The organism is Cupriavidus sp. TMH.W2, assembly GCF_050847365.1.
Lineage (GTDB): Bacteria > Pseudomonadota > Gammaproteobacteria > Burkholderiales > Burkholderiaceae > Cupriavidus.
Genome location: NZ_CP193793.1, coordinates 2,070,658 through 2,095,837 on the forward strand (window position 1 = coordinate 2,070,658; position 25,180 = coordinate 2,095,837).

At 67.4% G+C, this 25,180-nt stretch carries 22 protein-coding genes; 9 read left to right on the top strand and 13 right to left on the bottom strand.

What is annotated here, in order from left to right; all coding sequences use genetic code 11:
- Positions 1-17 precede the first annotated feature (17 nt).
- The 5 genes from ACREYQ_RS26880 to ACREYQ_RS26900 form a co-directional block, all read right to left on the bottom strand.
- Entirely contained in the window at positions 18-323 is a 306-nt protein-coding gene (locus ACREYQ_RS26880; RefSeq protein ID WP_432261014.1) for a hypothetical protein, read from the bottom strand.
- Between the two features lie 119 nt (positions 324-442).
- Positions 443-3,559: an efflux RND transporter permease subunit gene (locus tag ACREYQ_RS26885; RefSeq protein WP_432261015.1), complete on the bottom strand. Its 3,117-nt coding sequence runs from the start codon at positions 3,557-3,559 to the stop codon at positions 443-445.
- Between the two features lie 6 nt (positions 3,560-3,565).
- Complete coding sequence (locus ACREYQ_RS26890) at positions 3,566-4,726, bottom strand: efflux RND transporter periplasmic adaptor subunit (protein WP_432261016.1); 1,161 nt, start codon at positions 4,724-4,726, stop codon at positions 3,566-3,568.
- 2 nt (positions 4,727-4,728) lie between these two features.
- Positions 4,729-6,183 carry a TolC family protein gene (locus tag ACREYQ_RS26895; RefSeq protein ID WP_432261017.1) on the bottom strand — a complete coding sequence of 485 codons (1,455 nt, stop codon included), beginning with the start codon at positions 6,181-6,183 and terminating at the stop codon, positions 4,729-4,731.
- A 218-nt stretch (positions 6,184-6,401) separates the two neighbouring features.
- Positions 6,402-6,797 (bottom strand): cobalt-zinc-cadmium resistance protein, encoded by a 396-nt coding sequence (locus tag ACREYQ_RS26900; RefSeq protein WP_432261018.1) that lies wholly within the window; start codon positions 6,795-6,797, stop codon positions 6,402-6,404.
- Between the two features lie 323 nt (positions 6,798-7,120).
- Between ACREYQ_RS26900 and ACREYQ_RS26905 the strand changes: the two genes are divergently transcribed.
- Together ACREYQ_RS26905 and ACREYQ_RS26910 are read left to right on the top strand one after the other, a co-directional pair.
- Positions 7,121-7,351, top strand: a complete 231-nt coding sequence (locus tag ACREYQ_RS26905; protein WP_432261019.1) for an antitoxin of toxin-antitoxin stability system — start codon at positions 7,121-7,123, stop codon at positions 7,349-7,351.
- Positions 7,344-7,703 carry a type II toxin-antitoxin system PemK/MazF family toxin gene (locus ACREYQ_RS26910; protein ID WP_432261020.1) on the top strand — a complete coding sequence of 120 codons (360 nt, stop codon included), beginning with the start codon at positions 7,344-7,346 and terminating at the stop codon, positions 7,701-7,703. Before ACREYQ_RS26905 ends, ACREYQ_RS26910 begins: the two co-directional genes overlap by 8 nt.
- Before the next feature lie 77 nt (positions 7,704-7,780).
- Here the strand turns inward: ACREYQ_RS26910 and ACREYQ_RS26915 are convergent, their stop codons facing one another.
- Both ACREYQ_RS26915 and ACREYQ_RS26920 read right to left on the bottom strand, forming a co-directional pair.
- Positions 7,781-9,403 carry a rhodanese-related sulfurtransferase gene (locus tag ACREYQ_RS26915; RefSeq protein WP_432261021.1) on the bottom strand — a complete coding sequence of 541 codons (1,623 nt, stop codon included), beginning with the start codon at positions 9,401-9,403 and terminating at the stop codon, positions 7,781-7,783.
- On the bottom strand, positions 9,400-10,017 hold the full coding sequence (locus ACREYQ_RS26920) for a cysteine dioxygenase (RefSeq protein ID WP_432261022.1): 618 nt from the start codon (positions 10,015-10,017) through the stop codon (positions 9,400-9,402). The genes ACREYQ_RS26915 and ACREYQ_RS26920 overlap by 4 nt, the downstream gene beginning before the upstream one ends.
- Before the next feature lie 322 nt (positions 10,018-10,339).
- Between ACREYQ_RS26920 and ACREYQ_RS26925 the strand changes: the two genes are divergently transcribed.
- Positions 10,340-11,221, top strand: coding sequence for a DMT family transporter (locus ACREYQ_RS26925; RefSeq protein ID WP_432261023.1), 882 nt, complete (start codon positions 10,340-10,342; stop codon positions 11,219-11,221).
- 4 nt (positions 11,222-11,225) lie between these two features.
- On the opposite strand, the gene ACREYQ_RS26930 is transcribed toward ACREYQ_RS26925, so the two are convergent.
- Positions 11,226-13,094, bottom strand: a complete 1,869-nt coding sequence (locus tag ACREYQ_RS26930; protein WP_432261024.1) for a bifunctional sugar phosphate isomerase/epimerase/4-hydroxyphenylpyruvate dioxygenase family protein — start codon at positions 13,092-13,094, stop codon at positions 11,226-11,228.
- Between the two features lie 129 nt (positions 13,095-13,223).
- On the opposite strand from ACREYQ_RS26930, the gene ACREYQ_RS26935 reads away from it, so the two are divergent.
- A complete protein-coding gene (locus tag ACREYQ_RS26935; RefSeq protein WP_432261025.1) occupies positions 13,224-13,991 on the top strand; it encodes an IclR family transcriptional regulator domain-containing protein in 768 nt (255 codons plus the stop codon).
- Here ACREYQ_RS26935 and ACREYQ_RS26940 read toward each other — a convergent pair.
- On the bottom strand, positions 13,988-14,935 hold the full coding sequence (locus ACREYQ_RS26940; protein ID WP_432261026.1) for a LysR family transcriptional regulator: 948 nt from the start codon (positions 14,933-14,935) through the stop codon (positions 13,988-13,990). The genes ACREYQ_RS26935 and ACREYQ_RS26940 overlap by 4 nt on opposite strands.
- A gap of 95 nt (positions 14,936-15,030) precedes the next feature.
- On the opposite strand from ACREYQ_RS26940, the gene aroQ reads away from it, so the two are divergent.
- Positions 15,031-15,504, top strand: a complete 474-nt coding sequence (gene aroQ, locus ACREYQ_RS26945) for a type II 3-dehydroquinate dehydratase (protein WP_432261027.1) — start codon at positions 15,031-15,033, stop codon at positions 15,502-15,504.
- Between the two features lie 358 nt (positions 15,505-15,862).
- Here the strand turns inward: aroQ and ACREYQ_RS26950 are convergent, their stop codons facing one another.
- The 3 genes from ACREYQ_RS26950 to ACREYQ_RS26960 form a co-directional block, all read right to left on the bottom strand.
- On the bottom strand, positions 15,863-16,927 hold the full coding sequence (locus tag ACREYQ_RS26950; RefSeq protein WP_432261028.1) for a porin: 1,065 nt from the start codon (positions 16,925-16,927) through the stop codon (positions 15,863-15,865).
- Positions 16,928-16,973: 46 nt separating this feature from the next.
- Entirely contained in the window at positions 16,974-18,311 is a 1,338-nt protein-coding gene (locus tag ACREYQ_RS26955) for an MFS transporter (RefSeq protein WP_432261029.1), read from the bottom strand.
- Positions 18,312-18,400: 89 nt separating this feature from the next.
- Entirely contained in the window at positions 18,401-19,234 is an 834-nt protein-coding gene (locus ACREYQ_RS26960; protein ID WP_432261030.1) for a shikimate dehydrogenase family protein, read from the bottom strand.
- A gap of 297 nt (positions 19,235-19,531) precedes the next feature.
- On the opposite strand from ACREYQ_RS26960, the gene ACREYQ_RS26965 reads away from it, so the two are divergent.
- From ACREYQ_RS26965 to ACREYQ_RS26980, 4 genes are all read left to right on the top strand, one after another.
- On the top strand, positions 19,532-20,614 hold the full coding sequence (locus ACREYQ_RS26965) for a 4-hydroxyphenylpyruvate dioxygenase family protein (protein WP_432261031.1): 1,083 nt from the start codon (positions 19,532-19,534) through the stop codon (positions 20,612-20,614).
- Positions 20,615-21,021: 407 nt separating this feature from the next.
- Entirely contained in the window at positions 21,022-22,788 is a 1,767-nt protein-coding gene (gene xsc / locus ACREYQ_RS26970; RefSeq protein WP_432262671.1) for a sulfoacetaldehyde acetyltransferase, read from the top strand.
- Positions 22,789-23,010: 222 nt separating this feature from the next.
- Complete coding sequence (gene pta, locus ACREYQ_RS26975) at positions 23,011-24,042, top strand: phosphate acetyltransferase (RefSeq protein ID WP_432261032.1); 1,032 nt, start codon at positions 23,011-23,013, stop codon at positions 24,040-24,042.
- The gene (locus ACREYQ_RS26980) at positions 24,039-24,809 is read left to right on the top strand and encodes a TSUP family transporter (RefSeq protein WP_432261033.1); all 771 of its coding nucleotides are present in this window, start codon (positions 24,039-24,041) and stop codon (positions 24,807-24,809) included. The genes pta and ACREYQ_RS26980 overlap by 4 nt, the downstream gene beginning before the upstream one ends.
- A gap of 70 nt (positions 24,810-24,879) precedes the next feature.
- Here ACREYQ_RS26980 and ACREYQ_RS26985 read toward each other — a convergent pair whose 3' ends face one another.
- Positions 24,880-25,164 (bottom strand): septal ring lytic transglycosylase RlpA family protein, encoded by a 285-nt coding sequence (locus tag ACREYQ_RS26985; protein WP_432261034.1) that lies wholly within the window; start codon positions 25,162-25,164, stop codon positions 24,880-24,882.
- Positions 25,165-25,180: the final 16 nt, after the last annotated feature.

The window sequence follows — 25,180 nt, forward strand, 5'->3', positions numbered from 1 at the left end:
CCCGTGCGATCCTTGCGTCAGCGGCTCAGTGCAAAACAGGCGATGGCCGGTGCGGTGTAAGGCGTCGGATACGGCGCGCGGGGCCCCGACAGCAGACGCAGGCGCTGCGTCGCCAGCACTTCCGCTTCCACGCGTTCGCTGGTGCTGAGTGCCGTCTCGGGTACCAGGGGCGCCTGCGGCGGCTGATTCACCGCGCATTGCACGGTCTTGCCGTCGCGCAGCTGAACATTGACGGTGTATGCGTAGTCCTGCGCGGCTGCCGCGACCGATATCCATGCGACAGCCGAGACGCATGACAGCGCGCATGGAAACGGGCGCTTCATGACTTCTGACTCCCTCGGCGGTGTCGGACCCCGACATAGATCATCTTAGGCGCTTTGCTTGCTGGCGCGGGGGCAGCAAAAAGGGCGCCAGGCAACAACCGCCCGGCGGCACCAGACCATCAGACCGGCACGTCCCTGGTCGGATCCGGCTTGCGGTCATCGAACCAGCGATACAGCGTCGGCACCATCACCAGCGTCAGCAGCGTCGAGGTGATCAGCCCGCCGATCACCACCACCGCCAGCGGACGCTGCACCTCGGACCCCGGCCCCGTCGAGAACAGGAACGGCACCAGGCCCAGCATCGCAATGGTCGCGGTCATCATCACCGGGCGGAAACGCTGGGTCGCGCCCTGCACCACCGCCTCATCGAGCGACAAGCCCGAGTCGCGCAGCGTGCGGATGTACGACACCAGCACCACCCCGTTCAGCACCGCCATGCCCCACAGCGCGATAAAGCCCACCGAGGCCGGCACCGACAGGTATTCGCCAGTGACGAACAGCCCGATGATGCCGCCGATGGAAGCGAACGGCAGCACGGTGATGATCAGCGTGGCGAAGCGCAGCGAGTTGAACAGCAGGAACAGCAGGAAGAAGATCGCGGCGATGGTGACCGGCACGATGATCTTCAGGTGGCCCATGGCGCGTTCCATGTTCTGGAACTGGCCGCCCCACTCCAGGTAATAGCCTTCGGGCAGCTTCACCTTCGCGCCGGTGGCCTGCTGCAGCTCGGCCACGAAGCCGCCGAGGTCGCGGTCCTTCACGTTGATCATCACCACCACGCGGCGCTTGGCCATTTCGCGGCTGATCTGGGCCGGGCCGTCGTTGACCTCGATCTTCGCCACGCTCTGCAGCGGCACCTGGGTGCCGTTGGGCGTGGACACCAGCAACTGGCGGATGGCCTGCACGTTGTCGCGGAATGCCTCAGGCAGGCGCACCGCCGCGGCAAAGCGGCGCTCGCCTTCGAAGATGTCCGTGGCACGCTTGCCGCCGATGGCAATCTCGATCACGTCATGGATGTCGGACACGTTCAGCCCGTAGCGCGCAATCGCCTGGCGGTCGATCTCGATCGACAGGTACTGCTGCCCCGACACGCGCTCGATGCGGATGTCCTGCGAGCCCTGGATGCCCCCGGCCACACGGGCGATCTCGCCCGCCAGCTCGCGCAGCTTGTCCAGGTCGTCGCCGAACACCTTCACCGCCACGTCCGAACGCACGCCGCTGACCATCTCGTCGACACGGTCCGAGATCGGCTGCGCCATCACGATCTGCACGCCGGGAATGGCCTTGAGCTTGTCGCGGATGGCGTTGGCGATATCGTCCTGGGTCCAGCCGTCGGGCCACTCGTCGCGGTCCTTCAGGCTGGCGATCGGGGTCGATTCGTTCTGGCCCTGCGGGTCGGCCGGGCTTTCGCCGCGGCCCACGCCGGACACCACCGACTTCACGCCCGGCACGCTCAGCACCAGCTTGTTGGCTTCCTTTTCCAGCTTGATCGACTCTTCCAGCGAGATGTTGGGCACGCGGTCGATCGCGGGCACGATCGAGCCTTCCTTCATCTCGGGAATGAACGAGGTGCCCAGCAGCGGCACGATCGCCAGCGTGGCAGCGAACGCCGCCACCGCGCTGATCACCGTCTTGCGGCTGTTGCCCAGCGCCCAGTGCAGCAGGCGCAGGTAGTGGCGCTTCATGAAGGCGATCACGCGCGTATCGTGCTCGGCGCCGCCCTTGAGCAGGTACGACGACAGCACCGGCGACAGCGTCAGCGACAGGAACAGCGAGATCGCCAGCGCGATCGAGATGGTGAACGCCAGCGGCGCGAACATCTTGCCTTCCATGCCAGACAGCGTCATCAGCGGCAGGAACACCAGGATGATGATGCCCACGCCCACGATCACCGGCGTAGCCACTTCCTGCACGGCCTTGACCAGGATCTCGGTCTTGCTCAGGCCCGGCTCCTTGTGGCCGAGCCGCTCGAACGCGTTCTCGACCACCACCACCGAGCCGTCGACCATCAGGCCGATGGCAATGGCCAGCCCGCCCAGCGACATCAGGTTGGCCGACAGCCCCACCTCGTTCATCACCATGAAGGTCAGCAAAGGCGTCAAGACCAGCGTGGCCAGCACGATCACCGACGAACGCACGTCGCCCAGGAACAGGAACAGCACGATTACCACCAGGACCACGCCTTCCAGCAGCACCTTGGTCACGGTCCACAGCGCGGAGTCGACCAGTTCGCTGCGGTCGTAATACGGCACGATCTGCAGCTTGCCCGGCAGCATGCCGCGCTCGTTGATCTCGGCCACGCGCGCCTTCACCCGGCTGACCACTTCCTTGGCATTGCCGCCGCGCATCATCATGACGATGCCGCCGACCGCCTCGGTCTGGCCGTTCTTGACCAGCGCGCCCTGGCGCACCTCATGCCCGATGGTGACATTGGCCACGTCGCGCAGGTACACCGGCGTGCCGTTGATCTCCTTGAGCACGATGCTGCCCAGGTCATCCACGCCCCGGGCCAGGCCCACGCCGCGGATCAGGTACTGCTCGGCATAGTGCGGCAGCACGCCGCCGCCGGAGTTGGCGTTGTTGCGCGCCAGCGCCTGATAGACCTGCTGGATCGAGATCTGGTAGTGGCGCATGCGCTCCGGGTTGACCAGCGCCTGGTACTGGCGCACATAGCCGCCCTGCGAGTTGATCTCGGCCACGCCCGGGATCGAGCGCAGCAGCGGGCGCACCACCCAGTCCTGGGCGATGCGGCGCTCGGCCAGCTCTTCCTGCGCCAGTTCGCGGTTGCCGTCGTCGGCGCGGTCCAGCGTGTACTGGTAGACCTCGCCCAGGCCGGTGGAAACCGGGCCCAGCACCGGCGACACGCCTTCGGGCATGCGCCCGCCCACTTCGATCAGGCGCTCCATCACCAGCTGGCGGGCAAAATACACGTCAGTGGCGTCGGTAAAGACCAGCGTGATCAGCGACAGGCCCGCCTTGTTCAGCGAGCGCATCTCTTCCAGGCCGGGCAGCCCGGTCATGGCCATTTCCACCGGCACGGTGACAAAGCGCTCCACTTCCTCGGGCGAACGGCCCGCGGCTTCGGTGGCGATCTGCACCTGCACGTTGGTGACATCGGGGAAAGCATCCACCGACAGCCTGGTGGCAGCGCGCAGGCCGAAGAAGAACAGCACCACGGCAATCACGCATACCACCAGCCGCTGCTTGATGGCGGCTTCGACTAGGGATTTCATCATGGCCGCTTATCCTTGCTCGAGGCGCTTGCGCTCGTTGTCGAGATGGAAGGCACCATCGACCACGATGCGGTCGCCGGCCTTCACACCGTTCTGCACCACGCGCATGCTGTCACTCTCGGCGCCCAGCCTGACCTTGGTCAGGCGGTACTTGTTGCCGGGCATCTCGACATAGACCAGCTCGTCATTGCCGTCGCGCACCACCGCGGCGGCCGGGATCACCAGCTGGTCTACCGGCTTGCCGGCGATCAGCATGCTCGCCAGCATCGCGGGCTTGAGCCGGCCTTCGCGGTTGTCCAGCTCGGTACGGACCAGCACCGTGCGCGACTGCGGGTTGACCGTGCGGCCGACATAGATCAGCTTGCCGGTGATGCTCTTGTTGCCGGCACCGTTGCCCAGCGACGGCACCTCGATGTCCACGCTCTGCCCTTCGGCCACCTGGGCGGCCTGCTGTTCGGGCACTTCGGCCACCACCCATACACGCGACAGGTCGGCCACGGTGTAGAGCGCATCGGCCGGCTGCACCACCTGGCCCTGCGCCACATTGCGCTCCACCACGGTGCCGCTGATGCTGGAAAACACCGGCGAATGCGAGTTGATGCTGCCGTGCTTCGCCAGTTCGGCGATCGATGCCTGCGACATGCCCAGCACGCGCAGCTGGTCGCGGTAGGCGCGCATCTCGGCCGAGGCAATCGCCAGTTCGCTTTCGCGGCGCTGCAGCTCACCGCGGCCGATCACGTCGGCGGCAAACAGCTGGCGCGCCCGCTCGGCATTGCGGGCCTGCAGCTCGGTCTGGGCCTCGCTCTTGAGGAAGGCCATCTGCGCCGCGCCCAGCTCGCTGCTGTGCAGGCGCGCCAGCACCTGGCCGGCCTTCACTTCCTGGCCCAGCGTGGCATAGAGGTCGGTCACGCGGCCGGTCACGCTGGCGCCGATGCGGGCCACGCGCTGTTCGTCGAAGTCGACGCGGCCGGCCACGCGCAGCATCTCGCTGAACGGGGAGGCAGCCACCTGCGCCACCTTCAGCGCCTGCTGCAGGTTGCCCTCGGGCTGGATCACGCCCGGCGGCAGCCTGGGCGCTTCGGCGACGGGTTCAGGCTGGTCGGAACAGGCCGCCAGGCTGAACGTCAGGACGGCAGCGGCCGTCAGCGAAAGCAGGAAATTGGGACGCATGGTTATTTGGGTTCGATGTTGGAAGCCGGCTGCAGGCCCGGCGCGGCGGTGGCGCCCGGGGCGGTCGACATAAGCTTTTCGATCTGGATGGCGGCCAGCTGCAGGTCGTACTGGGCGGCGATCAGCTCATTGCGCGCGCCGCGCAGCACGCGCTGGGCATCGAGGTAGTCCAGGATGCCGCGCTCGCCGAAGCGGTAGGCGGACTCGGCCACGCCCAGCGCCGACTCGGCCTCGCGCACGATGCCGGACTCAAGCGCGGTCACCTGGGCCTGGTTGATCTCGTACTGGCGGTAGGCGGATTCCAGTTCCTGCGTCAGCTCGAACTCGCGCGCTTCCAGGGCGCTGCGCGCCTGCGTGGCTTGCGCCGTGGCCTCGCCCACCGGGCCGCTGCGGCGGTCCCACAGCGGGATGGTCAGGATCAGGCCGATCTGCGAGACGTTGTTGTCAGGCTGGCGGTCGGTGCTGGCGCGCACCGCCACTTCCGGCCAGCGCAGCGACTTCTGGTAATCGACGCCCAACTGCGCGCGCTCCAGTTCCATGCGGCGCTGGACCAGCTCGGCATTGCCGGCGGTCATGGTGTCGCGCAGCAGCGGCAGCGGCGCCACGTCGGGCGACTGGCCCAGCGCGCCGGCCAGCGAGAACTGGCCCGGCATCGCGCCGCCCACCTGCTGGCGCAGCGCGGCCTTGGCCTGGTTGACGCGCAGCTCGGCGGTCTGCTGGCTCTTCTGCGAGGCCAGCAGTTCGGTCTCGGCCTTGATCAGTTCATAGCGCGGCGCCTCGCCCACCTCCACGCGCAGCCGCGCGCGCGAATGGATCTGGCGCATCATCGCCAGGTCTTCCTCGGCGGCGTGCAGCTCGCTCTCGCGGCGCAATACGTCGTAATAGCCGGTCTTTACGCGCGCGGCCAGGTCGGCCCGGAAGCCCTGCCGCACCGCCTGCGACGACTCCAGCCCGCGGCTGGCCATGGCCTCGCGCAGGCTGCGCTGGTGCGGGTAGTCCAGCTTCTGCACGACCGCGTAGCTGGGCGCATTGCCGCTGCTCACGCCCGGCTGCTTGCCGGACAGGCGGCCATACATCACCTCCACCTGCGGATTGGGATAGGCACGCGCGCTGCTGATGGCTGCGCTGGCCGCATCGACATTGGCCTCGGCGGCAGCCACGCCCTTGTTGGTGGACTGGGCCAGGTCGAGCAACTGGGACAAGGAGTAGGCGGGCCCCGCCGGGACGCCAGCCGATGCGGCGGATGCAGGCTTGGGCACGGCCGCGGCCGCAACGATAGCGGCGCCCGGCATGGGCGCGGCAGCAGGTTCGGACAGAGGTGCGCGGGCGGTGGGCGCGGCACCGGCCACGTCCGTTGCCTTCGCGGGTGCCCCGCCTTGTGCGCCGGCCTGGGCCGGAGCCACGGCAAGCGCCATCAGCGAAAGCGACGCGATCAGGGTCAGCTTGGTTGTTGTCATGAGTCGGGAAAGCAAGCAATACGGCTGCCTCTCGCCATGCTGCCGCCCGCCCCGGGGCGAAGCCGTCACGGGGACGGATTCACGGCAGGACGCACAACGGCTGCGGCTTGCCCGCTGCGGTCAGGCAGCAGGCAGGCTGGCGATATCAGGCAAGGGGACGCGGCCCGCGGCTCGATGGCTGCATGTGGCAGCGCGAGCGTTGCGGGCGCAGGAAACGATCAGGCGCGGGAAATGGGCGGCCGGAAAAAGGCCGAAGGCGGGGGGTCGGCGCGGCCAGGCGGGTGCCGGGCCACGTCGCCGGTGGGCAGCAACAGCTTCACTGGCGGCAGCGCGATGAGCGCGCTGGATTCTTCGATCTCGTCGAGCAGGTCGAGCGGATCGAGCAGGTCGGCCGACCAGATATTGCAGTACCCGGGCGGCAGGTCGTCGCAGGGATCGTCGTCGTGCAAGCCGTCGTCGCCGGGCACGACGATCCGGCCGAGATCGTCGACGGGCTGGGCCGACGCCATCTCCACCAGATCCGCGCCCACCTGCGGCTGCCCTGACCACGCCGTGCGCGCGTCCGCCGCCGCTCCGAAGGAGAGTAGCGACAAGCACATGGCAGTCAGCAGCAAGAACAACAATCGCATTGGGTCGGGGGCGTTGACGGCATCGCCGGCGGGTCCGCGGTCTGGACTGCCGGTGGGATGCTGCAGGACAGCATTGTAACGGAATGATTACGATTGACCGGGAATCGCCAGGTTCGTTCCCTTGCTGCAGAAAGACCGGAAGCCTTCCGGGAGCTTTCAGACTCATCCGCTATCTGCCAGTTACCCTCCCCGCTAAGCTCAAGTCGCGATACCAAAGCCGGCATATCCCCCGTGTTGCAATTTTGTAATACAAAAACGAGTGACAAATGAGCGCTATACTTCCGTACTACCCAAGTACGGAGCCATTTATGCAGGGAACGACTTTGTCCTTCCGCGCTGGCGAAGAACTGGCCGAGCAGACGCGTGCCCTGGCAAAGGCAGCGGGCCAGAAAACCTCCGACTACATCCGCGATGCCGTGCGCGAGAAGAATGAGCGGGAAATGGCCGCCCGTATCGCCATGCTTTCCCGCAAGCTCTCGGCAAAGCACCTGGCCGCCAGCGAAGACATGGACGCATCGGCCGGGGACGGCCTTGACTGAGTTGAAGCGCGGGCAGATCTGGGAGGTCGATCTCAATCCCCAGACCCATCGGGAAGAGCCGGCCAAACGCAACCGGCCGGCTCTGGTCATCCAGACGGATTTGCTCAACGACGCCGGGCACCCGACCACGATCATCGTGCCGGGCACATCGCAAATCGAACGCGAGGATTGTTTCCCATTACGGGTTGCACTGGGGAAGCTGCCCGGCCTGGCCTATGAGACGGACTTGTTGATCGACCAGGTCCGTGCGGTATCCAATCACCGGTTCATGGGCGGTCGGCCGGTGGCCACGTTAGCGGCCAATCACGTTCGGAAGGTGGAAGAGGCTCTGCGCCTGCTGCTTCGGCTCTAGGGCCTGCCGGCCCCCTCTCCCACTGCCGCCGACTTCGCTGCATGATATGCAGTGTCACTGCATATCATGCAGCAGCCCTACACCACCCTGAACCCATGCGTCCCATCGCGCTCCAGCTGCGCGATCAACCCGAACTCCCAGTCCAGGTAACCCTGCATCGCCTCGCGCGGATTGCCGGTGCCTTCATACGGCCTGCGGTAGCGGTCGGTACGCTCGGAGGCGAGGCGCGTTTCGCCGCTTTCCAGCGGCAGCTCGGCGGCAAGCCATGACTGCGTGCCGCCTTCCAGCACCAACACGTCCACATCGGTCAGGCGCCGCAGGTCGGCCGCGGCAAAGCGCGCCAGCAGGCTCGAGCCGCAGGTGAGCACGTAGCGCCTGGGCTGCGCAATGCGTGGCAGCGCGTCGGCCAGCTGGGCGCGAATGACAAAGTACGCGCCGGGGATATGGCGCTTGACGTAGTTGGCGCTGGCGGTGAAATCCAGGACAGCGGTGCTGCCATCGCCTGCATCGAGCCATGCGGCCAGTTCAGTTGCGGTGACGGTCGATACGGGCGCTGACGCAGGCACCGGTGCGGCGACGGCGCCGGTTTCGCTGCGTTCGGCCGCCGCCACCGGTTCCACCACCCAGACGTCCCAGCCCATCTGCGCCAGCCATGAGCCGGTCATGCTGGCGCGCACGTCATCGTCGTCCGCCAGCACGATGCGCGCACCGCGCACTGGTGCGGAGTGGTCGGTCTCCTGCACCAGCTGGCCGCCCGGCGCATTGACGAAGCCCGCCAGGTGGCCATCGGCGAATTCCTCGGGCGTGCGCACATCGAAGCGGTACACGGTGCGGCCGGGTTGCTGCAGCGTATCGAGCTGCGCCAGCGCGATGCGGCGCACGCCGGCCCGGTCGGCGATCTCGCGCGCGCCGCGGCGGGCGCTGTCGCGGTTGGCATCGCTGACCGAGGCGGGGGCGCGGCGGCTGGCGCCGTGGTCCAGTTGCTGGCCGGCCAGGGTCCAGCCGATGGTGCCGTTGCGCAGCGCCGCCACCGGGTTCGGGATGCCCGCATTGACCAGCGACTGCGTGCCGATGATGCTGCGCGTGCGCCCGGCGCAGTTGACGATCACGCGCGTGTGCGGATCCGGCGCCAGCTCGCGCACGCGCAGCACCAGCTCGGCACCCGGCACGCTGGTGGCGGTGGGAATGCTCATGGTCTGGTACTCGTCGAAGCGGCGTGCATCGACGATCACCACGTCGGCCTTGCTGTCGATCAGCGCCTGCACTTCCTCGGCCGCCAGCGACGGCGTGTGGCGCCTGGCTTCCACGACTTCGCCGAACGACTTGCTCGGCACGTTGACATCGCGGAACACCTCACCGCCGCCGTCGATCCAGGCGCGCAGCCCGCCTGCCAGCAGATGCACGCTCGTATAGCCCAGTTCGCGCAGCACGGCAGCGGCGCGCGGCGCCAGATCCGCGCCGGCGTATTCGCCGTACACAACGATCAGGGTGTCGCGACGCGGGATGCGCGCCCACGCTTCGATCTCAAGCTTTGACAGCGGGAAATTGGCGGCCCACAGCGGGTGCTCCTGGGCGAAGGGGTCTTCCTCCCGCACGTCGATCAGCGCGATCTCGTCGCGGTCGAGCAGGGCCTTGCGCACCTCCTCAGGCGAATACGTCGGAAAGGCCGGTGCGGCTTGCGTAGCAGTAATCGTGGTCATGACTGGGCAACTTCGCGGGAACGGTCCCACAGGTTGGGCAGGGTCTGGTTGGAATAGCCGGAGACAAAGGGCTTGCGCGTGCCGTCCTCGGCATAGACCGAGCGGCGCACCGCGCCGATATTGGCGCCGTACACGTGGATGCTGACCGAGACGCGGTCGTCATGCGCGTTGTTGACACGGTGGATATCGCCGACCGTGGGCGAAACGGCCTCGACCTGCCCCGGCAGCAGGCGCACGGCGCCGCCCTGCGGCACGGGCCGGCCGGCGGCGTCGAGCACGAACGGCTGCGCGTCTTCCGCGCCGCGCAGCATGCCGATCAGGCCCCATACGGTGTGGTCGTGGATGGGCGTGCGCTGGCCCGGTCCCCAGACAAAGCTGACGACCGAGAAGCGTTCGGCGGAATCGCAATGCAGCAGGTGCTGCTGGTAGTACTCGGGGTGCGGCTGGGCCCAGGCATCGGGCAGCCAGTCGTCGCGTGCGACCAGCTTTGCCAGCAGGGCACCGCCTTCGCGCAGGATGCGGGGCTCGTCCGGGTGCTGGTCCAGCAGCGCAGCCAGGCCGGTGATGAAGTCGCGCAGCGGCGCGAGCGTATTAGGGGTGGAGGTGCTGCCCATGGGAATGACTCCGGAGTGTCTTGTTCTGGTTTGCCGCCCTCTGCGGGGCGCTGCTGCTGCAAACATAGCACGGCCCGGCCGGCAATGGTCCGATGCAGACCTTGTGTGCGTGTCGGGGCCCGCAGCCAACACCCCGCGCCCTGGCCGTCGCCCTCCTGGATTATTCGCTGCCAGCGAATTCTGACTTTCCATCGATTGCGCGGATTGCCCCCGCCCCTGCCGGTAACCTGCACACAAAGACAAAGCCAACATGGACCGGTGACATGATGCAGACAGGGATGGCCGTGGCAGGCGCAGCTTGCCGGCCAGCGGCGTGAGCCCCATGGGAGGGACCCGGGAACTGCAAGGCATCTTGCTGATGGTGGCGGCGGTAGCCTGCTTTGCCGCGCTCGACACGCTGACAAAGATCGCCGGCGCGGCCGTGCCGGTCGTGATGGCGCTATGGCTGCGCTACCTGGTGCAGGCGGCGCTGACCGGCACGGTGTTGCTGCCGGCGCGCGGCCGCGCCCTGCTGCGCACGCGCCGGCCGCTGTTGCAGTGCGCGCGTGCGCTGACGATGCTGCTGTCCAGCGGATGCGCGTTCTTCAGCCTGCAGGTCCTGCCGGTAGGCGAGTTCACCGCCGTGGTGAGCCTGACGCCGCTGGTGATGGCGCTGGCCGCGGCGGCCATGCTTGGCGAGCGTGTGTCGGCCGTGCGCTGGCTCTGCCTGTTGACGGGGTTCGCCGGGGCGCTGGTGGTGATCCGGCCGGGTGTCGGGCTGCAGCCCGCGATGCTGTTGCCGCTGGTGGCCGTGCTGTGCAATGCCGCCTACCAGCTGCTGACCAGCGTGCTGACCCGCGCCGATGGCGCCGGCACCACGCACTTCTATACCGGCTGCGTTGCCACGGTGCTGCTGTCCGCGGCGCTGCCGTTCGCATGGACCGCGCAACTCACGCTGTGGCACTGGTGCCTGCTCGCCGGCATGGCGCTTGCCGGCACCGCCGGCCACCTGTTCCTGGTGCTTGCCTATGCGCGCGCGCCGGTCGGACTGCTCACGCCTTATCTCTACCTGCAGATCGCTTTCGCGATGCTGGGCGGCTGGCTGGCGTTCGCTTACCTGCCCGATGCCTGGTCCGTGCTTGGCGTTGCCCTGATAGCCGCCAGCGGCGTGGGTGGCACGGTGGCCGCGGCGCGCGAGCGTGCACTGCCGGCCGTGGCCACGTAGGCCCTCAGCCGTGCCGCAGTTGCGCCTGCGCAGCCATGCGCACCGCGGCATTGGCCACGCCATAGCCCAGGTACCCGGCGCGCTGCACCAGTTCGAAGAAGAACCGTTCGTGGAAGGGCGCGGTATAGGCGTGCAGGAATTCACCGTGCGCGTCCCGGTCATAGAGCAGGCCGAGGCGTTGCAGGCGACCCAGCAGCGCATCGTCGAGCGCCAGCCGCGCGGCGACGTCGTCGTAGTAGTTGTCCGGCACGTGCAGCATCGCGGCGCGGCCGCGGTCGATCGCTTCCAGCGTTTGTTCGATATGGTCCGAACGGAAGGCAATGTGATGCACGCCCGAGCCCGCGTAGGCGGCAACAAAGCGCCCGGTGGCGGTGCGATCGCTCTCGGACACATTGAGCGGGATACGCACATGCTGGCCGGGACTGACCATGGCGCGGCTCTTCACCAGGCCATATGGGTCGGCGATCTCATGCACCGCCTCCGGCTCCATGCCGAACACCGAGCGATAGAACAACACAAAGCTGTCGAGCCGGTTCGCCGGCAGCGCTTGCGCGAGATGGTCGATGGCGCAGAGCCCGGCGCCGTGGTGGACGGCATCCGCCGGCGCATCGAGCGTGAAGTCGCTTTCGTAGATGCTGCGATCGGCATCGCGGTCGTCGATCAGGTGGAACAGCATGCCGTCGGGTGAGCGCAGCGCGGGAATCACCCGCTCGTCGGGACCGAGCGGCTGGCGCCATTCCTTGCACAGCAGCGCGCTGGCGCGCGCCATGGCGCGGCGGGCGTCGTCCACCTTCAGGCCGATGGCGCACACCGACGGCCCGTGCAGCTGGAAGTGCTCGGCGGCGGCGCTGTCCTGCTCCGCATTCAGGATCAGGTTGATGCCGCCCTGGCGGTAGAGGTCGACCGCCTTGGAACGGTGGCGGCCGGCATGGGCAAAGCCCAGCGATTCCAGCCGTTGCGCCAGCTCGCGGCCAGCCACGTAATCGACCGCGAACTCCACGAAATCCACGCCGCCGAGCACCGGCGGCGCGGGCAGCGGCGCGCCGCCGGCCTCAGACTCAAGCCAGATCAGCGAGCGCAGCCCGTCTTGCGCCGTCAGCCGTGCCGGCGCCGCGCGGAAGTCGTCGTTGAACACCTCGAGCGACAACGGGCCGGCGTAGCCCGCCTGCAGCACGGCGCGGGCAAACTCAACCACGGGCAAGTCGCCCTGGCCGGGGAAGTTGCGGTAGTGCCGGCTCCACGACAGCACATCCAGCGACAGGCGCGGCGCATCGGCAAGTTGCACGAAAAAGATTTTTTCCGCCGGGACCGCGTCGAGGCCCTGCAGCGAATCGCCCAGCGACAGGGTATGGAAGCTGTCCAGCACCAGCCCCAGCGCGGGATGGTCGGCGCGCCGCACGATGTCCCACGCCTGCTGCCAGCGGCGCACATGGCGGCCCCACGCGAGCGCCTCATAGCCCACGCGCAGGCCGCGCCGCGCGGCGGCCTCGGCCATCTGGCGCAGGTCGGCGGCGGCACGGGCGGGGTCGTCGATGGCCACGTCCTGCACATTGCTGCAGACCAGCACCATCTCCGCGCCAAGCTGCGCCATCACATCGAACTTGCGTTCGGCGCGCGCCATATTGCGTGCAAACGCCTCGCCGGGCATGGCCTCGAAGTCGCGCAGGGGCTGGTAGAGCAGGATCTGCAGGCCCAGGTCGGCCGCCATGCGGCGCACCTCGGCGGGCGAGCCGTCGAAATGCAGCAGGTCGTTCTCGAAGATCTCAACCCCGTCGAAGCCTGCGGCCGCGGCGGCTTCCAGCTTTTCCGGCAGCGTGCCGGACAGCGAGACAGTGGCGATCGATTTCGGGAGGGGATAGCGAACGGCGGTCATGGCAATGGCAAGGTGGCGGTATTGCCCAAAGGTTATGAGCCAGCCAGTCCGTCAACAACCACAATTCGCGCGCAGGCGTGCGACAATCGCTCCATTGCGATCATCATACGCGCGAAACTCGGGTTAACCATGGAAAAAGAACCGCTGAACCGGCGCGACTGGATCGCCGGGCTGGAGAAAGGCCTGGCCATCCTGGAGGCCTTCGACAACGACCATCCGCGCCTCACGCCCACCCAGGCGGCACAGTTGACGGGGCTCACGCGCACCGCAGCGCGCCGCTATCTGCTGACGCTGGAACACCTGGGCTACACCACCAGCGACGGCACGCTGTTCAGCCTGACGCCGCGCGTGCTCAAGGTGGGCTGGTCCTATTTCGATTCAGCACGGCTGCCGCGCACGGTGCAGCCCTTCCTGCAGCAGATCACCGCTCAGCTTGGCGAGGCGGCCTACCTGAGCGTGCTCGATGGCTGGGAACTGGTCTTCATCGCGCGCACCGGCACCAGCCGCGTGATGAGCACCGGCTTCGTGCTGGGCGCGCGGGTGCCGGCGCCGCTGGGGTCGGCCGGCGTGATGATGCTGGCCTCGCGCCCCGAGGCGCAGGTACGCGCATGGCTGGAATCTGTCGTGCTCGCGCCCTATACCCCTTACACCATCCTGCAGCACGAGCGCCTGCTCGAAGAGATCCGCAAGGCCGGCGCGCAGGGCTACGCCATGCTGGAGCAGCAGCTGCAGACTGGTGTGCGCGGCATCGCGGTGCCGCTGCGCGACCGCCACGGCAAGGTGATTGCCGCGCTCTCCGTCAATATGCCGATTGGCGACGAGACCCCGCAGCAGGCGCTGGACCGGGTGCTGCAGGTGTTGCAGGACACCGCATTGCTGATCATGCGGGTGCTTTAGTTCAGCGCCGTCGCCAGCGCGTGCGTGCCCTCTGACAGCTGCGCCTTGAGGAACTCAAGGCAGGCGCGCATTCGGACCGAGGCTGACGCCCGCGCGCTGGTCACGGCCCAGATATCGGCCGGCTGCTGCCAGCCCGGCAGCACGCGCACCAGCTCACCCGCGCGCACGCTCGCGGCCACGTCCCAGACCGAGGCCATGATGATGCCGAAGCCTCCCAGCGCCCACTGATGGGTGACGTCGCTATGGTTCGATGCCATCGGCCCGGTCACTTTTACTGTCTCCCACCCGTGCGGTCCCTGCAGCCGCCATACGCCAAAGGCCTGGTCGCGTTCGCGCAGCAGCAGGCAGTCGTGCCGGGGTAGTTCGCCCGGGTGTTCCGGCATGCCGCGCCGCGCCAGGTAGGCGGGCGCCGCGCAAAGCACGCGGCTGCCCGTGGCGATCTTGCTGGCGATGAGGTGAGGTTCTTCGACCTCGCCCACGCGGATGTCCAGGTCGAAGCTCTCGCCGATCAGGTCGACACGCCGGTCGAGCAACTCCAGCCAGACCTCCAGCCCCGGATGCCGCTGGCGCAGCAGCGACAGCACCGGCGACACATGCAGGCGCCCGAGCCGCACGCTGGTGGCAATGCGCAGCAGCCCACGCGGCTCGCCACCGGTGGCACCCACGGCTTCAAGCATGCCGTCCACGTCTTCCAGGATCTTCTGCGCCCACGCGAAGGCGCTTTCGCCCTCGGCTGTCACGCTGACGCGGCGCGTGGTGCGGTGGAACAGTCTGGCGCCGAGCATGGCCTCGAGCATGGCGATGCGCTTGCTGACATGGGCCGGCGAGATGCCCGTCTCGTTGGCGGCGGCGATAAAGCTGGAGCGCCGCGCTACCGTGCAGAACAGCCGCAGGTCCCGCAGGAACGGGTCATTGTTCGCGGTGAGCGCATTCTGAGTTTCCATGGCCGTCGATGATCGATGAAGGAGCTAACGATAGGCTATCCGCGATGGCCGCGCCAGTGGCGCGGCCGCTCACGTGAGACGCAACAGGAGACACAATGAAGACAGTACTGGTGCTCAACGGGCCCAACCTCAACCTGCTCGGCACCCGCGAGCCCGCGGTCTATGGCAGCGAAACGCTGGCCGATGTCGAGCGCATCTGCCAGCAAGCCGCGCACCGCCTCGGGCTGGAGGCGCAATGCCGGCAGACCAGTCATGAAGGCCAGCTGATCGACTGGATCCACGAGGCCGGGCGGCTGTGCGCGCAAGGGGAAATGATCGGCGTGGTGCTGAATGCCGGCGCGCTGACGCATACGTCGATCGCGCTGCACGATGCGATCAAGGGCGCGTCGGTGCCGCTGGTCGAGTACCACATCTCCAACGTGCACGCGCGCGAGGCGTTCCGGCATCACTCATGGATCTCGCCGGCGGCGCGGGCGGTGATGGCGGGGCTGGGGGTGAAGGGATATGCGTTGGCGGTTGAGGCGCTGGTGCTGGTGACGACTGTTCAGGCTGAGTCAGGGAAAGCTTGAGTCTTGCCGCAGGCCCTGGCAGGCCGGCGGTTTGCTCCCCTCCCGCTTGCGGGAGGGGCCGGGGGTGAGGGCAGGCGCAGGCATACCACTGCGCCGCACTTCGTGGACATGCCGGCCCTCTCCCCAACCCTACCCAGGAACCGCTTCTTTAGAACGTTGACCCCACTCCGTCATTCCCGCGCAGGCGGGAATCCAGCGTCTTTGAAGTCGCCGGGTCCCCGCCTTCGCGGGGACGACGTGTCGGTTCTTGGACGCAAGCCGGCATGGCCCGCGTGCATCGGTCTCTCCCGCAAGCGGGAGGGAGCCGGCTTGCAAGGCTTGGCACTGCATCGCTGTGCGCAAGCGCCGTCAGACACCATCAGAACTTGTGCCGCACCCCCGCCATCACGCCAAGGCGCGAGGCATTGCCATAAGTATTGCCGCTGCTGGCAAACGCCGGCGCACTGTTCAGCGCAATCCACTGCCCCTGCAGGTGGGTGTAATCCACCTCCACATACACATCGGTGCGCTTGCTGAAGTTGTAGTCGAGCATGCCGGCGGTGGTCAGCCGCTTGCCGCCCTGCCCCGCGTGGCGCAGCCAGTCGTACTGCAGCGTGCCGATAAACGCGAGCGCGTCGGTGATATTGAACCGCGTCCCGACATAGCCGACGTTGTTGCGGTAGTCCGCCACATCGAGCCGGTTGTTGGTGTAGCCGAGGTAATACTGGGCCCGTGCCGCCTTCCACGTACCACCCAGGCCCCACACCGTCTGCTTGCTGGCCTGAGCCGCCGGCACCGCGCCAAAGAATGCCGTGGTGACGTTCTGCGTCTGCTGGTACACGGCGCCGATCTCCAGCGGCCCCGAGGTATAGGCCAGCGAACCGGCCGCAGCCGAGCCGCTCTTGATACTGCCTGGGACCTCGCCGAAGGTGTAGGCCGCGGCCGCCTGCAGGCCGCCAAAGCTCTTGATGTACTTGACGGTGTTGTCGTAGCGCAGCCCGGTGTAATTGCCGCCCTGGTAGCCGACGATGGAGTTGTTGGCAAAGGCCATGGCCTCGTAGGACGAGAGCAGCTCGTGCGCCAGCGTGTACTGGCGGCCGAGCGCCAGCTTGCCGTAGTCGCCGTCGAGCCCGATCACGGCGGTGCGCCCGAACAGCCGCCCGCCCTGCTGGCTGATGCCGGTGTCGGGCGCGAAACCCGACTCCAGGATGAACCAGGCCTTGTTGCCGCCGCCGATATCCTCGGTGCCGCGCAGGCCCCAGCGGCTGCCGGTGAGCACGCCATCGGTCATCTGGGTGCGGCCGTGGCCGGCCGCGTCTTCATGGGTGCTGTAGCGGATAGTCGTATCCAGCAGCCCGTAGAGCGTGACGCCACCGGCAGTCTGGGCGACAGCGGGCAGGCTGCCCGCGCCGAGCGCGAGCAGCGCAATCAGTCGTTTTTGCATCGGGGTTTTGTCTCTGTGTTGAGTTGTTGTGATGCGATGAAAAAGGTCAGGCGACGTCCGGCACCTTGCGCGGAGCCAGGAAGAAGAGCCAGGTGAGCGCGATGAAGTAGGCGCAGGGGATCATCGTGAACAGCACCGAATAGTTGTTGTGCGTCGCGGTGAGCACGTAGCCGACCAGCTGCGTCATGAACATGCCGCCGATGGCGCCGATCATCCCGCCGAAGCCGAACACCGAGCTGACCACATGCTTGGGCGTGTAATCCATCACCATGCTCCAGATATTCGCGGTCCACGCCTGGTGCGCGCCGATGGCGACCGAGATCGCGGCCACGGCCATCCACAGGCTGCTGGCGCCGGCGGCCATCACTACCGAGGTAATGCACGCCGCGAAGATCAGCATCGACAGCAGGCGCGCACGCACCGCCGGCATGCCGCGGCTGATCAGCCACGACGAGAGCGCGCCGCCGCCCACGCTGCCGACATCGGCCGCCAGGTAGATGACGATCAGCGGCAGGCCCATCTGCGTGACGCTGATGCCGAGCTGGTACTGCTGGTTCAGGAACGGCGGCAGCCAGTACAGGTAGAACCAGAACACCGGCGCAGTGATGGCGTAGGCCATGGCGAAGGCCCAGGTGCCGCGCATGCGCAGGATCTGCGCGTAGCGGATGCGGTGCGGTGCCGGTTCGACATCGCGCGTGACATGGGCCAGTTCGGCGGCGCTGACGGTCGGGTGCTGTTCCGGGTTGTGGTAGCGCGCAAGCCAGAAAACGAGCCAGATCGCACCCAGCGAGGCTATCGCGATAAACGCGGCCTGCCAGCCCCATGCCTGCAGGATCAGCGGCAGCATGATCGGCGTCAGCATGGCGCCGACATTGGTGCCGGCATTGAAGATGCCAGTGGCAATGGCGCGCTCGCTCGCCGGGAACCAGATGCGCGTGGTCTTGACGCAGGCGGGATAGTTGGCCGCCTCCGCCAAACCCAGGAAGAAGCGGCAGATCATGAATCCGACCGCGGAGGCCGCGAACGCATGCGCGCCGCAGGCGATGCTCCACAGCAGCACCGCGAGCGCGAAGGCGCGCTTGACGCCGACCATGTCGATAAACCGGCCCTGCAGCACAAAGCCGATCGCATAACCCACCTGGAACCAGAAGTTGATATTGGCGTAGTCCTGCGCGGTCCAGGACATGGCCTTGGCCAGCACCGGCTGCAGCACGCCAAGGGCGGCGCGGTCGATGTAGTTCAGCGTGGTGGCAAAGAACACCAGCGCCAGCATGCCCCAGCGCACCTTGCCGAAGGCAAAGGCCGCGCGGATCCTGTCGCCGAGCGAGTTGCCGTGCGCTGCAGGCGTGGCACCGGCCGGCAGCTCCTTTTGCGTCGTTGTCATCTTGTCTGTCTCCACCATTGGATAGGAAATGCTTGCCGGCGTGCCTTTATGTGACGGCATCCGCGCGGCGGTTGATCGGGGGCCTGCCCTCAGTACCGGATCTGCGCGACCGCGCGCAGCGCTTCGGGCGTGGTCGTGCCGTAGCCAAAGAACTCGAGGTAGGCCGGGATCATTTCGAACAGCATGTCGGTGCCCACCAGTACCTTGCAGCCGCGCGCCAGCGCCGCCTTGAGGAAGGGGGTGTATTCGTGCTTCATCACCACCTCGCCCACCATGGCACCGGGGTCGATGCGAGCGACGTCGAACGGCAGCGGATCGCCGGGATTCATCCCAAGCGGGGTGGCATTGACCACCACGTCGCAACCATGCGGATCGGCCGAGCCGGTCGTCACGCGCAAGGCCGGGTAATGCTCGGCGAGGCGCCGGGCCAGCGCACGCGCGGCGCCATCGCGGGCATCGAACAGCGCCAGTTCCGCCACGCCGGCTTCAGCCAGCGACGCGGCAATCGCGCTGCCCACGCCGCCGCTGCCCGAGACCACGGCGCGCGCGCCTTCGAGCCGGCAGCCCTTGCGCGCGATGCCCCGCACAAAGCCAGTGCCGTCGAACTGCTCGCCGACCAGCGTGCCGTCGTCGCGCCGCAGCACGGCGTTGCAGGCGCCAGCGATGCGGGCTGCCGGCGTGAGCTCGTCCACCAGTTCCATGGTGGCGACCTTGTGCGGCATGGTCACGAGCGCGCCGCGGATGTTGGTCAGGCGGAACAGCGAGCGGAATACCTCGGCATAGTCGTCGGGCCTCACGCCCATCGGAACCACCACCGCATCGATGTCCTGCTGCGCAAACCAGGGGTTGTAGATCATCGGCGCCTTGAACGACTCAGTGGGATAGCCAAGGTGCGGGATGAGCGTGGTCTTGCCGTTGATCATGATCTTCCAGAGGTTCGGGGGCGTTGGCCTGGCGGCCGACCGGCGGGGCCGCCGCAGTGCCGTAACGCGTTGGGTTGACCGGAGATTAGTGGTCGGCAACGGCCTCGCCAAGCGTCCGACAAGCCATATTGCGCGATCAGTGAACGCACATGCGCGATCAAGGCGCGCAGTTCGGGTTTCTACGAGGTGCCGCTGCTCGCCTTCCGGACGCGGTCCGGCGGGCGTGCGTTGCTATGATCCGATCGTCGCCGCAATGGCTCGGCACCGCCCCCACGCCACCCAACAGGAGCAACGACAATGAACGCCGCAGACGTCTCTTCCCCGCGCGCGGACGAAATCCAGGCCTGGGACAACCCGCTGGGCATCCAGGGCTACGAGTTCATCGAATTTGCCTCGCCCGACCCGGCCGCGCTGGGCCGGACCCTGGAACGCTTTGGCTTTGCCGCCATTGCCCGCCACCGCCACAAGGCCGTGAAGCTGTACCGCCAGGGCGAGATGAATTTCATCGTCGATGCCGAGCCGGATTCGTTCGCGATGCGCTATGCCAGCGAGTATGGCCTGTCGATCTGCGCCATCGGCATCCGCGTGGACGATGCCGCGGCCGCCTTCGCCCGCGCGCTGGAAGCCGGCGCCTGGCCGTTCGAGGGGGGCACGGTGGGGCCGATGGAGCTCAATATCCCCGCCATCCAGGGCATCGGCCAGTCCATCCTCTATTTCATCGACCGCTGGCGCGGCAAGGAAGGCCGGCCGGGCGACGTGGGCGATATCTCCATCTACGACGTCGATTTCCGCCCGCTGCCGCAGGCCGCCGATGCGCCCGGCGCGGGTCTGTTGCGCGTCGACCACCTGACCCAGGCGGTCGACCCCGGCCATCTCGATGAATGGCTGGAGTTCTACCGCAAGGTGCTGGGATTCCGCGAAATCCAGGTTGCCAGCGAGGCGCACGCGCTGGTGTCGCCGTGCGGGCGTATTCGCATTCCGCTGTATGAGAAGGGAACGCCGCGCCATGACCAGATGCGGCATTACCTGTCAGACCAGCACGGAGAAGGTATCCAGCACATTGCGCTGGCCAGCGCCGACCTGCTCGCCAGCGCCGCGGCGCTGGCGGGCAACGGCGTGCAGTTCGTGCAGCCGCCGGCGGCCTACTACGATTCGGTCGACACGCGTCTGCCCGGGCATGGGCTGGACCTGGCCGCGTTGCAGCGCTACGGCATCCTCGTCGACGGCGCCGTGCATGCCGACGGCACGCGGGATCGCTTCCAGCAGGCGTTCGCCAGGCGCGAGGCAGGCGAATTCTTTTTCGAAATCGTCCAGCGCGACGGCCACGACGGCTTCGGCGAGGGCAACCTGCCGGTGCTGGAGGCGCTGTCGCAGCGCTGACCCCCCTCTTTTTTCCCTCCGCCGCGTAACCCGCGGCCCCCCATCCCTGCCCTTCCTTCCCGGCGCCGGCATGTCATCGGCGCTGCATTGTCTCGCTGATTTCCCGCCCTTGCGCCGCGCAGCCTTCACTTGCACTGGCCAATAGTGCTCTACACAGCACCAAAAATCCTATTTGTCTCGTTTTTTTGTCGATTACATTCCGTAAATCAAAACTTTCTATTGACCAACGGAAGTCTTCCGCCTACATTTCCCCCAACACGCAATTTTCCGGAACGCCTTGTTCCACTTTATAAGACCCTCATCAGGAGACAAACGCCATGCGCGACCTCGATACCACTTCGAATCCCGCCGTTTCCGGTGGCTCGGCCGCCGCGAAGGAAAGCCAGGTTCCTGCCGGCCCGCAGACCATGACCCCGTCGGAAGCCTTCGTTGAAACGCTGGCCGCCAACGGCGTGACCGACATGTTCGGCATCATGGGCTCGGCCTTCATGGATGCGATGGACATCTTCGCGCCGGCGGGCATCCGCCTGATCCCGGTGGTGCACGAACAAGGCGCCGGCCACATGGCCGACGGCTACGCCCGCGTGTCGGGCCGCCACGGCGTGGTGATCGGCCAGAACGGCCCCGGCATCTCCAACTGCGTGACCTCGATCGCCGCTGCCTACTGGGCCCACAGCCCGGTGGTGATCGTCACGCCCGAGGCCGGCACCATGGGCATTGGCCTGGGCGGCTTCCAGGAAGCCAACCAGCTGCCGATGTTCCAGGAGTTCACCAAGTACCAGGGCCACGTCACCAACCCGGCGCGCATGGCCGAGTTCACGGCCCGCTGCTTCGACCGCGCCACCGCGGAAATGGGCCCGACCCAGCTGAACATCCCGCGCGACCACTTCTACGGCAAGGTCAACGTCGAAATCCCGCAGCCGCGCCGCCTCGACCGCGGCCCCGGCGGCGAGCAGAGCCTGAACGAAGCCGCCGAGCTGCTGGCCAACGCCAAGTTCCCGGTGATCATCTCGGGCGGCGGCGTGGTGATGGCCGATGCGATCGAGGAATGCAAGGCACTGGCCGAGCGCCTGGGCGCGCCGGTGGTCAACAGCTACCTGCACAACGATTCGTTCCCGGCCAGCCACCCGCTGTGGTGCGGCCCGCTGGGCTACCAGGGTTCCAAGGCCGCGATGAAGCTGATCTCGCGCGCCGACGTGGTGATCGCGCTGGGCTCGCGCCTGGGGCCGTTCGGCACGCTGCCGCAGCACGGCATGGACTACTGGCCGAAGAACGCCAAGATCATCCAGATCGACGCCGACCACAAGATGCTGGGCCTGGTGAAGAAGATCTCGGTGGGCATCTGCGGCGACGCCAAGGCCGCCGCCGTCGCGCTGACCCAGCGCCTGGCCGGGCGCACGCTGGCCTGCGACGCCAGCCGCGACGCCCGCGCCACCGACATCGCCAATGAAAAGGCCGCGTGGGAGAAGGAGCTGGACGACTGGACCCATGAGCGCGACCCGTACAGCCTGGACATGATCGAAGAGCAGAAGCAGGAACGCACGCCCACCGGCGGCCAGTACCTGCATCCGCGCCAGGTGCTGCGCGAGCTGGAAAAGGCCATGCCGGAAGACGTGATGGTGTCCACCGACATCGGCAACATCAACTCGGTGGCCAACAGCTACCTGCGCTTCGAGAAGCCGCGCAGCTTCTTCGCGGCGATGAGCTGGGGCAACTGCGGCTACGCCTTCCCGACCATCATCGGCGCCAAGGTCGCGGCACCGCACCGCCCGGCCGTGTCGTATGCCGGTGACGGCGCCTGGGGCATGAGCCTGATGGAAACCATGACCTGCGTGCGCCACAACATCCCGGTGACCGCGGTGGTGTTCCACAACCGCCAGTGGGGCGCGGAGAAGAAGAACCAGGTGGACTTCTACAACCGCCGCTTCGTCGCGGGCGAGCTCGACAACCAGAGCTTCGCCGAGATCGCCAAGGCCATGGGCGCCGAAGGCATCGTGGTGGACCGCCTGGAAGACGTGGGCCCGGCACTCAAGCGCGCCATCGACCTGCAGATGAACCACGGCAAGACCACCATCATCGAGATCATGTGCACCCGTGAACTGGGCGACCCGTTCCGCCGCGATGCGCTGGCCAAGCCGGTGCGTTACCTGGACAAGTACAAGGACTACGTCTGAGTCTGAGCTTGCACAGGCGCCCCGCTTGCGATCGGTGCGCTCCCTCTCCCGCAAGCGGGAGAGGGTTGGGGTGAGGGCGGGGATCTCCACAAAGTTCCGGCTGGTGGCATGCCACCGCCTGCCCTCACCCCCTGCCCCTCTCCCGCACGCGGGAGAGGGGAGCACACCGCAAGCATGACAAGGGCTCCGGCCCTTTTTTCCGTTCTACACAGCCATCCCGCCATGAAAGCCATCCTCCGCATCATCGACCGCGCCCGTGCCGCGCCCCGCCGCATCGTGCTGTGCGAGGCCGAAGACCCGCGCATCCTGCAGGCCGCGCAGCGCGCCACGCAGGAAGGCATCGCGCGCATCGTGCTGGTCGGCAACACGCGCCAGATCAACGCCGCCGCGGCCATCCACGGCATCGGGCTGGACGGCATGACGCTGGCCGACCCGGCCACCTCGGCGCTCACGCCTTCGTTCGCGCAGCAGCTCTTTGCGCTGCGCCAGAAGAAGGGCATGACGCTGGATGAAGCCAGGCGCGCGGTGCTCGATCCGCTGTGCTTCGCCAACCTGATGGTGCGGCTGGGCCATGCCGACGGCTCGGTGGCGGGCGCCGCCCACACCACCGCCGACGTGGTGCGCAACGCGATCCAGCTGATCGGGCTGGCGCCCGGTTTCCGGCTGGTATCTAGCTTCTTCCTGATGATGCTGTGCGAGCCCTTCCACACGCTCAAGGGCGGGCTGATCTTCTCCGACTGCGGGCTGGTGGTGGATCCCGATGCCGAGGCGCTCTCCGACATCGCCATGGCCGCGGCCGACAGCGCCCGCGCGTTGCTGATGGAAGAGCCGCGCGTGGCCATGCTGTCGTTCTCGACCAGCGGCAGCGCCCACCACGCGGCGGTGGACAAGGTCGTGGCCGCCACCGAGCGCGTGCGCGCGCAGCGCCCGGACCTGGCCATCGACGGCGACGTGCAGCTCGACGCCGCCATCGTCGCCGAGATCGCCGCGCGCAAGGTCGCGCATTCGCAGGTGAACGGGCACGCCAACGTGCTGGTGTTTCCCAGCCTGGAGGCCGGCAATATCGGCTACAAGCTGGCCGAGCGGGTCGGCGGCGCCAAAGCCATCGGGCCGATGCTGCAGGGGCTGAGCAAGCCCGCCAATGACCTGTCGCGCGGCTGCAGCGCCGACGATGTGTTCCATGTCATCGCCGTCACCGTGGTCCAGGCGCAAGCCACCGCGGAACAGGCCGGCAAGGGCGAGCAGGCGGCATGAAAGCAGAATTGTTGTTGCCGCTGCTGGGCCTGCAGGCCCTGCTCGGCGCCGGCACCTATTTCCAGACGGTGACCGGCTTTGGCCTGGGCATGATCGTGATGGGCGCCACCAGCGGGCTGGGGCTGGCGCCGGTGGCCACCGTGGCCGCGGTGGTCAGCCTGGTGACGCTGGCCAACAGCGCCTGCGCGCTGCCCGGCAAGATGCAGCATATCGACTGGCGCGCCGTCGGCGCGGCGGCCATCGGCATCCTGCCGTCCGTGGTGGTGGGCGTGCTGGTGCTGGAATACCTGAGCAGCAGCGCCGCCACCCTGCTGCAGTTGCTGCTTGGCGCCGTGATCCTGTACGGCGGCCTCAGTGCCGCGCTCAAGCCCGCGCCGCTGGCGCAACGCTCGGGCGACCGCACATTTTTCGTCAGTGGAGTATTCGGTGGGCTGCTGAGCGGCATGTTCGGCGTCTCCGGCCCGCCGCTGATCTTCCAGTTCTACCGGCAGCCGATGAAGCCGGTGGAAATCCGCTGCGCGCTGATCCTGGTCTTTACCGTGACCTCCAGCGTGCGCACGCTGTTCTCGGCCTGGCAGGGACAGCTCGACACCGCCGTGTGCGTGCAGGCCGCCATTGCCGTGCCGGTGGTGGTGATCGCCACGCTGCTAGGCCGGCGCTTCCCGCCGCCGTTCTCGCCGACCACGACGCGCAGGGTGGCGTTCGGGGTGTTGATCGGGATCGGGGCCAGCCTGATGCTGCCGGCGATTTCGGCGTGGGTGTTATAAGGGCGCGCGGCGCTCGTGGGGTTGTCACTGAAGGCCCATGCGTAGGCATAAAACGGCCCAAAGCAGAGGATCAGCGTTCAATCTGCACGCGCATCGACCGCGCGTCTGGCAAACCCAAGGCTTCCGCCGCAGCGTGAGAGAGATCGATAATCCGGCCTTTGACGTATGGTCCGCGATCATTGATGCGAACGACAACCGACTTCCCGGTGGCCAACGATCGGACGCGCACATAGCTGCCGAGCGGTAATGTTCGATGGGCGGCAGTCAGGGCGCCGCCATCGTAGCGTTCTCCATTTGCGGTCAGACGCCCCTGGAACGTTGCCGAATACCATGACGCCTCGCCGGATTGCAGCATCTCGTGCTCGTGCCGA

Coding starts and splice junctions, on each gene's coding strand:
- ACREYQ_RS26905 (WP_432261019.1), top strand. CDS start 7,121: ATGCAGGGAACGACTTTGTCCTTCCGCGCTGGCGAAGAACTGGCCGAG.
- ACREYQ_RS26935 (WP_432261025.1), top strand. CDS start 13,224: ATGGAAAAAGAACCGCTGAACCGGCGCGACTGGATCGCCGGGCTGGAG.
- ACREYQ_RS26920 (WP_432261022.1), bottom strand. CDS start 10,017: ATGGGCAGCACCTCCACCCCTAATACGCTCGCGCCGCTGCGCGACTTC.
- ACREYQ_RS26915 (WP_432261021.1), bottom strand. CDS start 9,403: ATGACCACGATTACTGCTACGCAAGCCGCACCGGCCTTTCCGACGTAT.
- ACREYQ_RS26895 (WP_432261017.1), bottom strand. CDS start 6,183: ATGACAACAACCAAGCTGACCCTGATCGCGTCGCTTTCGCTGATGGCG.
- aroQ (WP_432261027.1), top strand. CDS start 15,031: ATGAAGACAGTACTGGTGCTCAACGGGCCCAACCTCAACCTGCTCGGC.
- ACREYQ_RS26960 (WP_432261030.1), bottom strand. CDS start 19,234: ATGATCAACGGCAAGACCACGCTCATCCCGCACCTTGGCTATCCCACT.
- pta (WP_432261032.1), top strand. CDS start 23,011: ATGAAAGCCATCCTCCGCATCATCGACCGCGCCCGTGCCGCGCCCCGC.
- ACREYQ_RS26885 (WP_432261015.1), bottom strand. CDS start 3,559: ATGATGAAATCCCTAGTCGAAGCCGCCATCAAGCAGCGGCTGGTGGTA.
- ACREYQ_RS26955 (WP_432261029.1), bottom strand. CDS start 18,311: ATGACAACGACGCAAAAGGAGCTGCCGGCCGGTGCCACGCCTGCAGCG.
- ACREYQ_RS26965 (WP_432261031.1), top strand. CDS start 19,532: ATGAACGCCGCAGACGTCTCTTCCCCGCGCGCGGACGAAATCCAGGCC.
- ACREYQ_RS26950 (WP_432261028.1), bottom strand. CDS start 16,927: ATGCAAAAACGACTGATTGCGCTGCTCGCGCTCGGCGCGGGCAGCCTG.
- ACREYQ_RS26985 (WP_432261034.1), bottom strand. CDS start 25,164: ATGCTGCAATCCGGCGAGGCGTCATGGTATTCGGCAACGTTCCAGGGG.
- ACREYQ_RS26880 (WP_432261014.1), bottom strand. CDS start 323: ATGAAGCGCCCGTTTCCATGCGCGCTGTCATGCGTCTCGGCTGTCGCA.
- xsc (WP_432262671.1), top strand. CDS start 21,022: ATGACCCCGTCGGAAGCCTTCGTTGAAACGCTGGCCGCCAACGGCGTG.
- ACREYQ_RS26890 (WP_432261016.1), bottom strand. CDS start 4,726: ATGCGTCCCAATTTCCTGCTTTCGCTGACGGCCGCTGCCGTCCTGACG.
- ACREYQ_RS26930 (WP_432261024.1), bottom strand. CDS start 13,094: ATGACCGCCGTTCGCTATCCCCTCCCGAAATCGATCGCCACTGTCTCG.
- ACREYQ_RS26925 (WP_432261023.1), top strand. CDS start 10,340: ATGGGAGGGACCCGGGAACTGCAAGGCATCTTGCTGATGGTGGCGGCG.
- ACREYQ_RS26980 (WP_432261033.1), top strand. CDS start 24,039: ATGAAAGCAGAATTGTTGTTGCCGCTGCTGGGCCTGCAGGCCCTGCTC.
- ACREYQ_RS26940 (WP_432261026.1), bottom strand. CDS start 14,935: ATGGAAACTCAGAATGCGCTCACCGCGAACAATGACCCGTTCCTGCGG.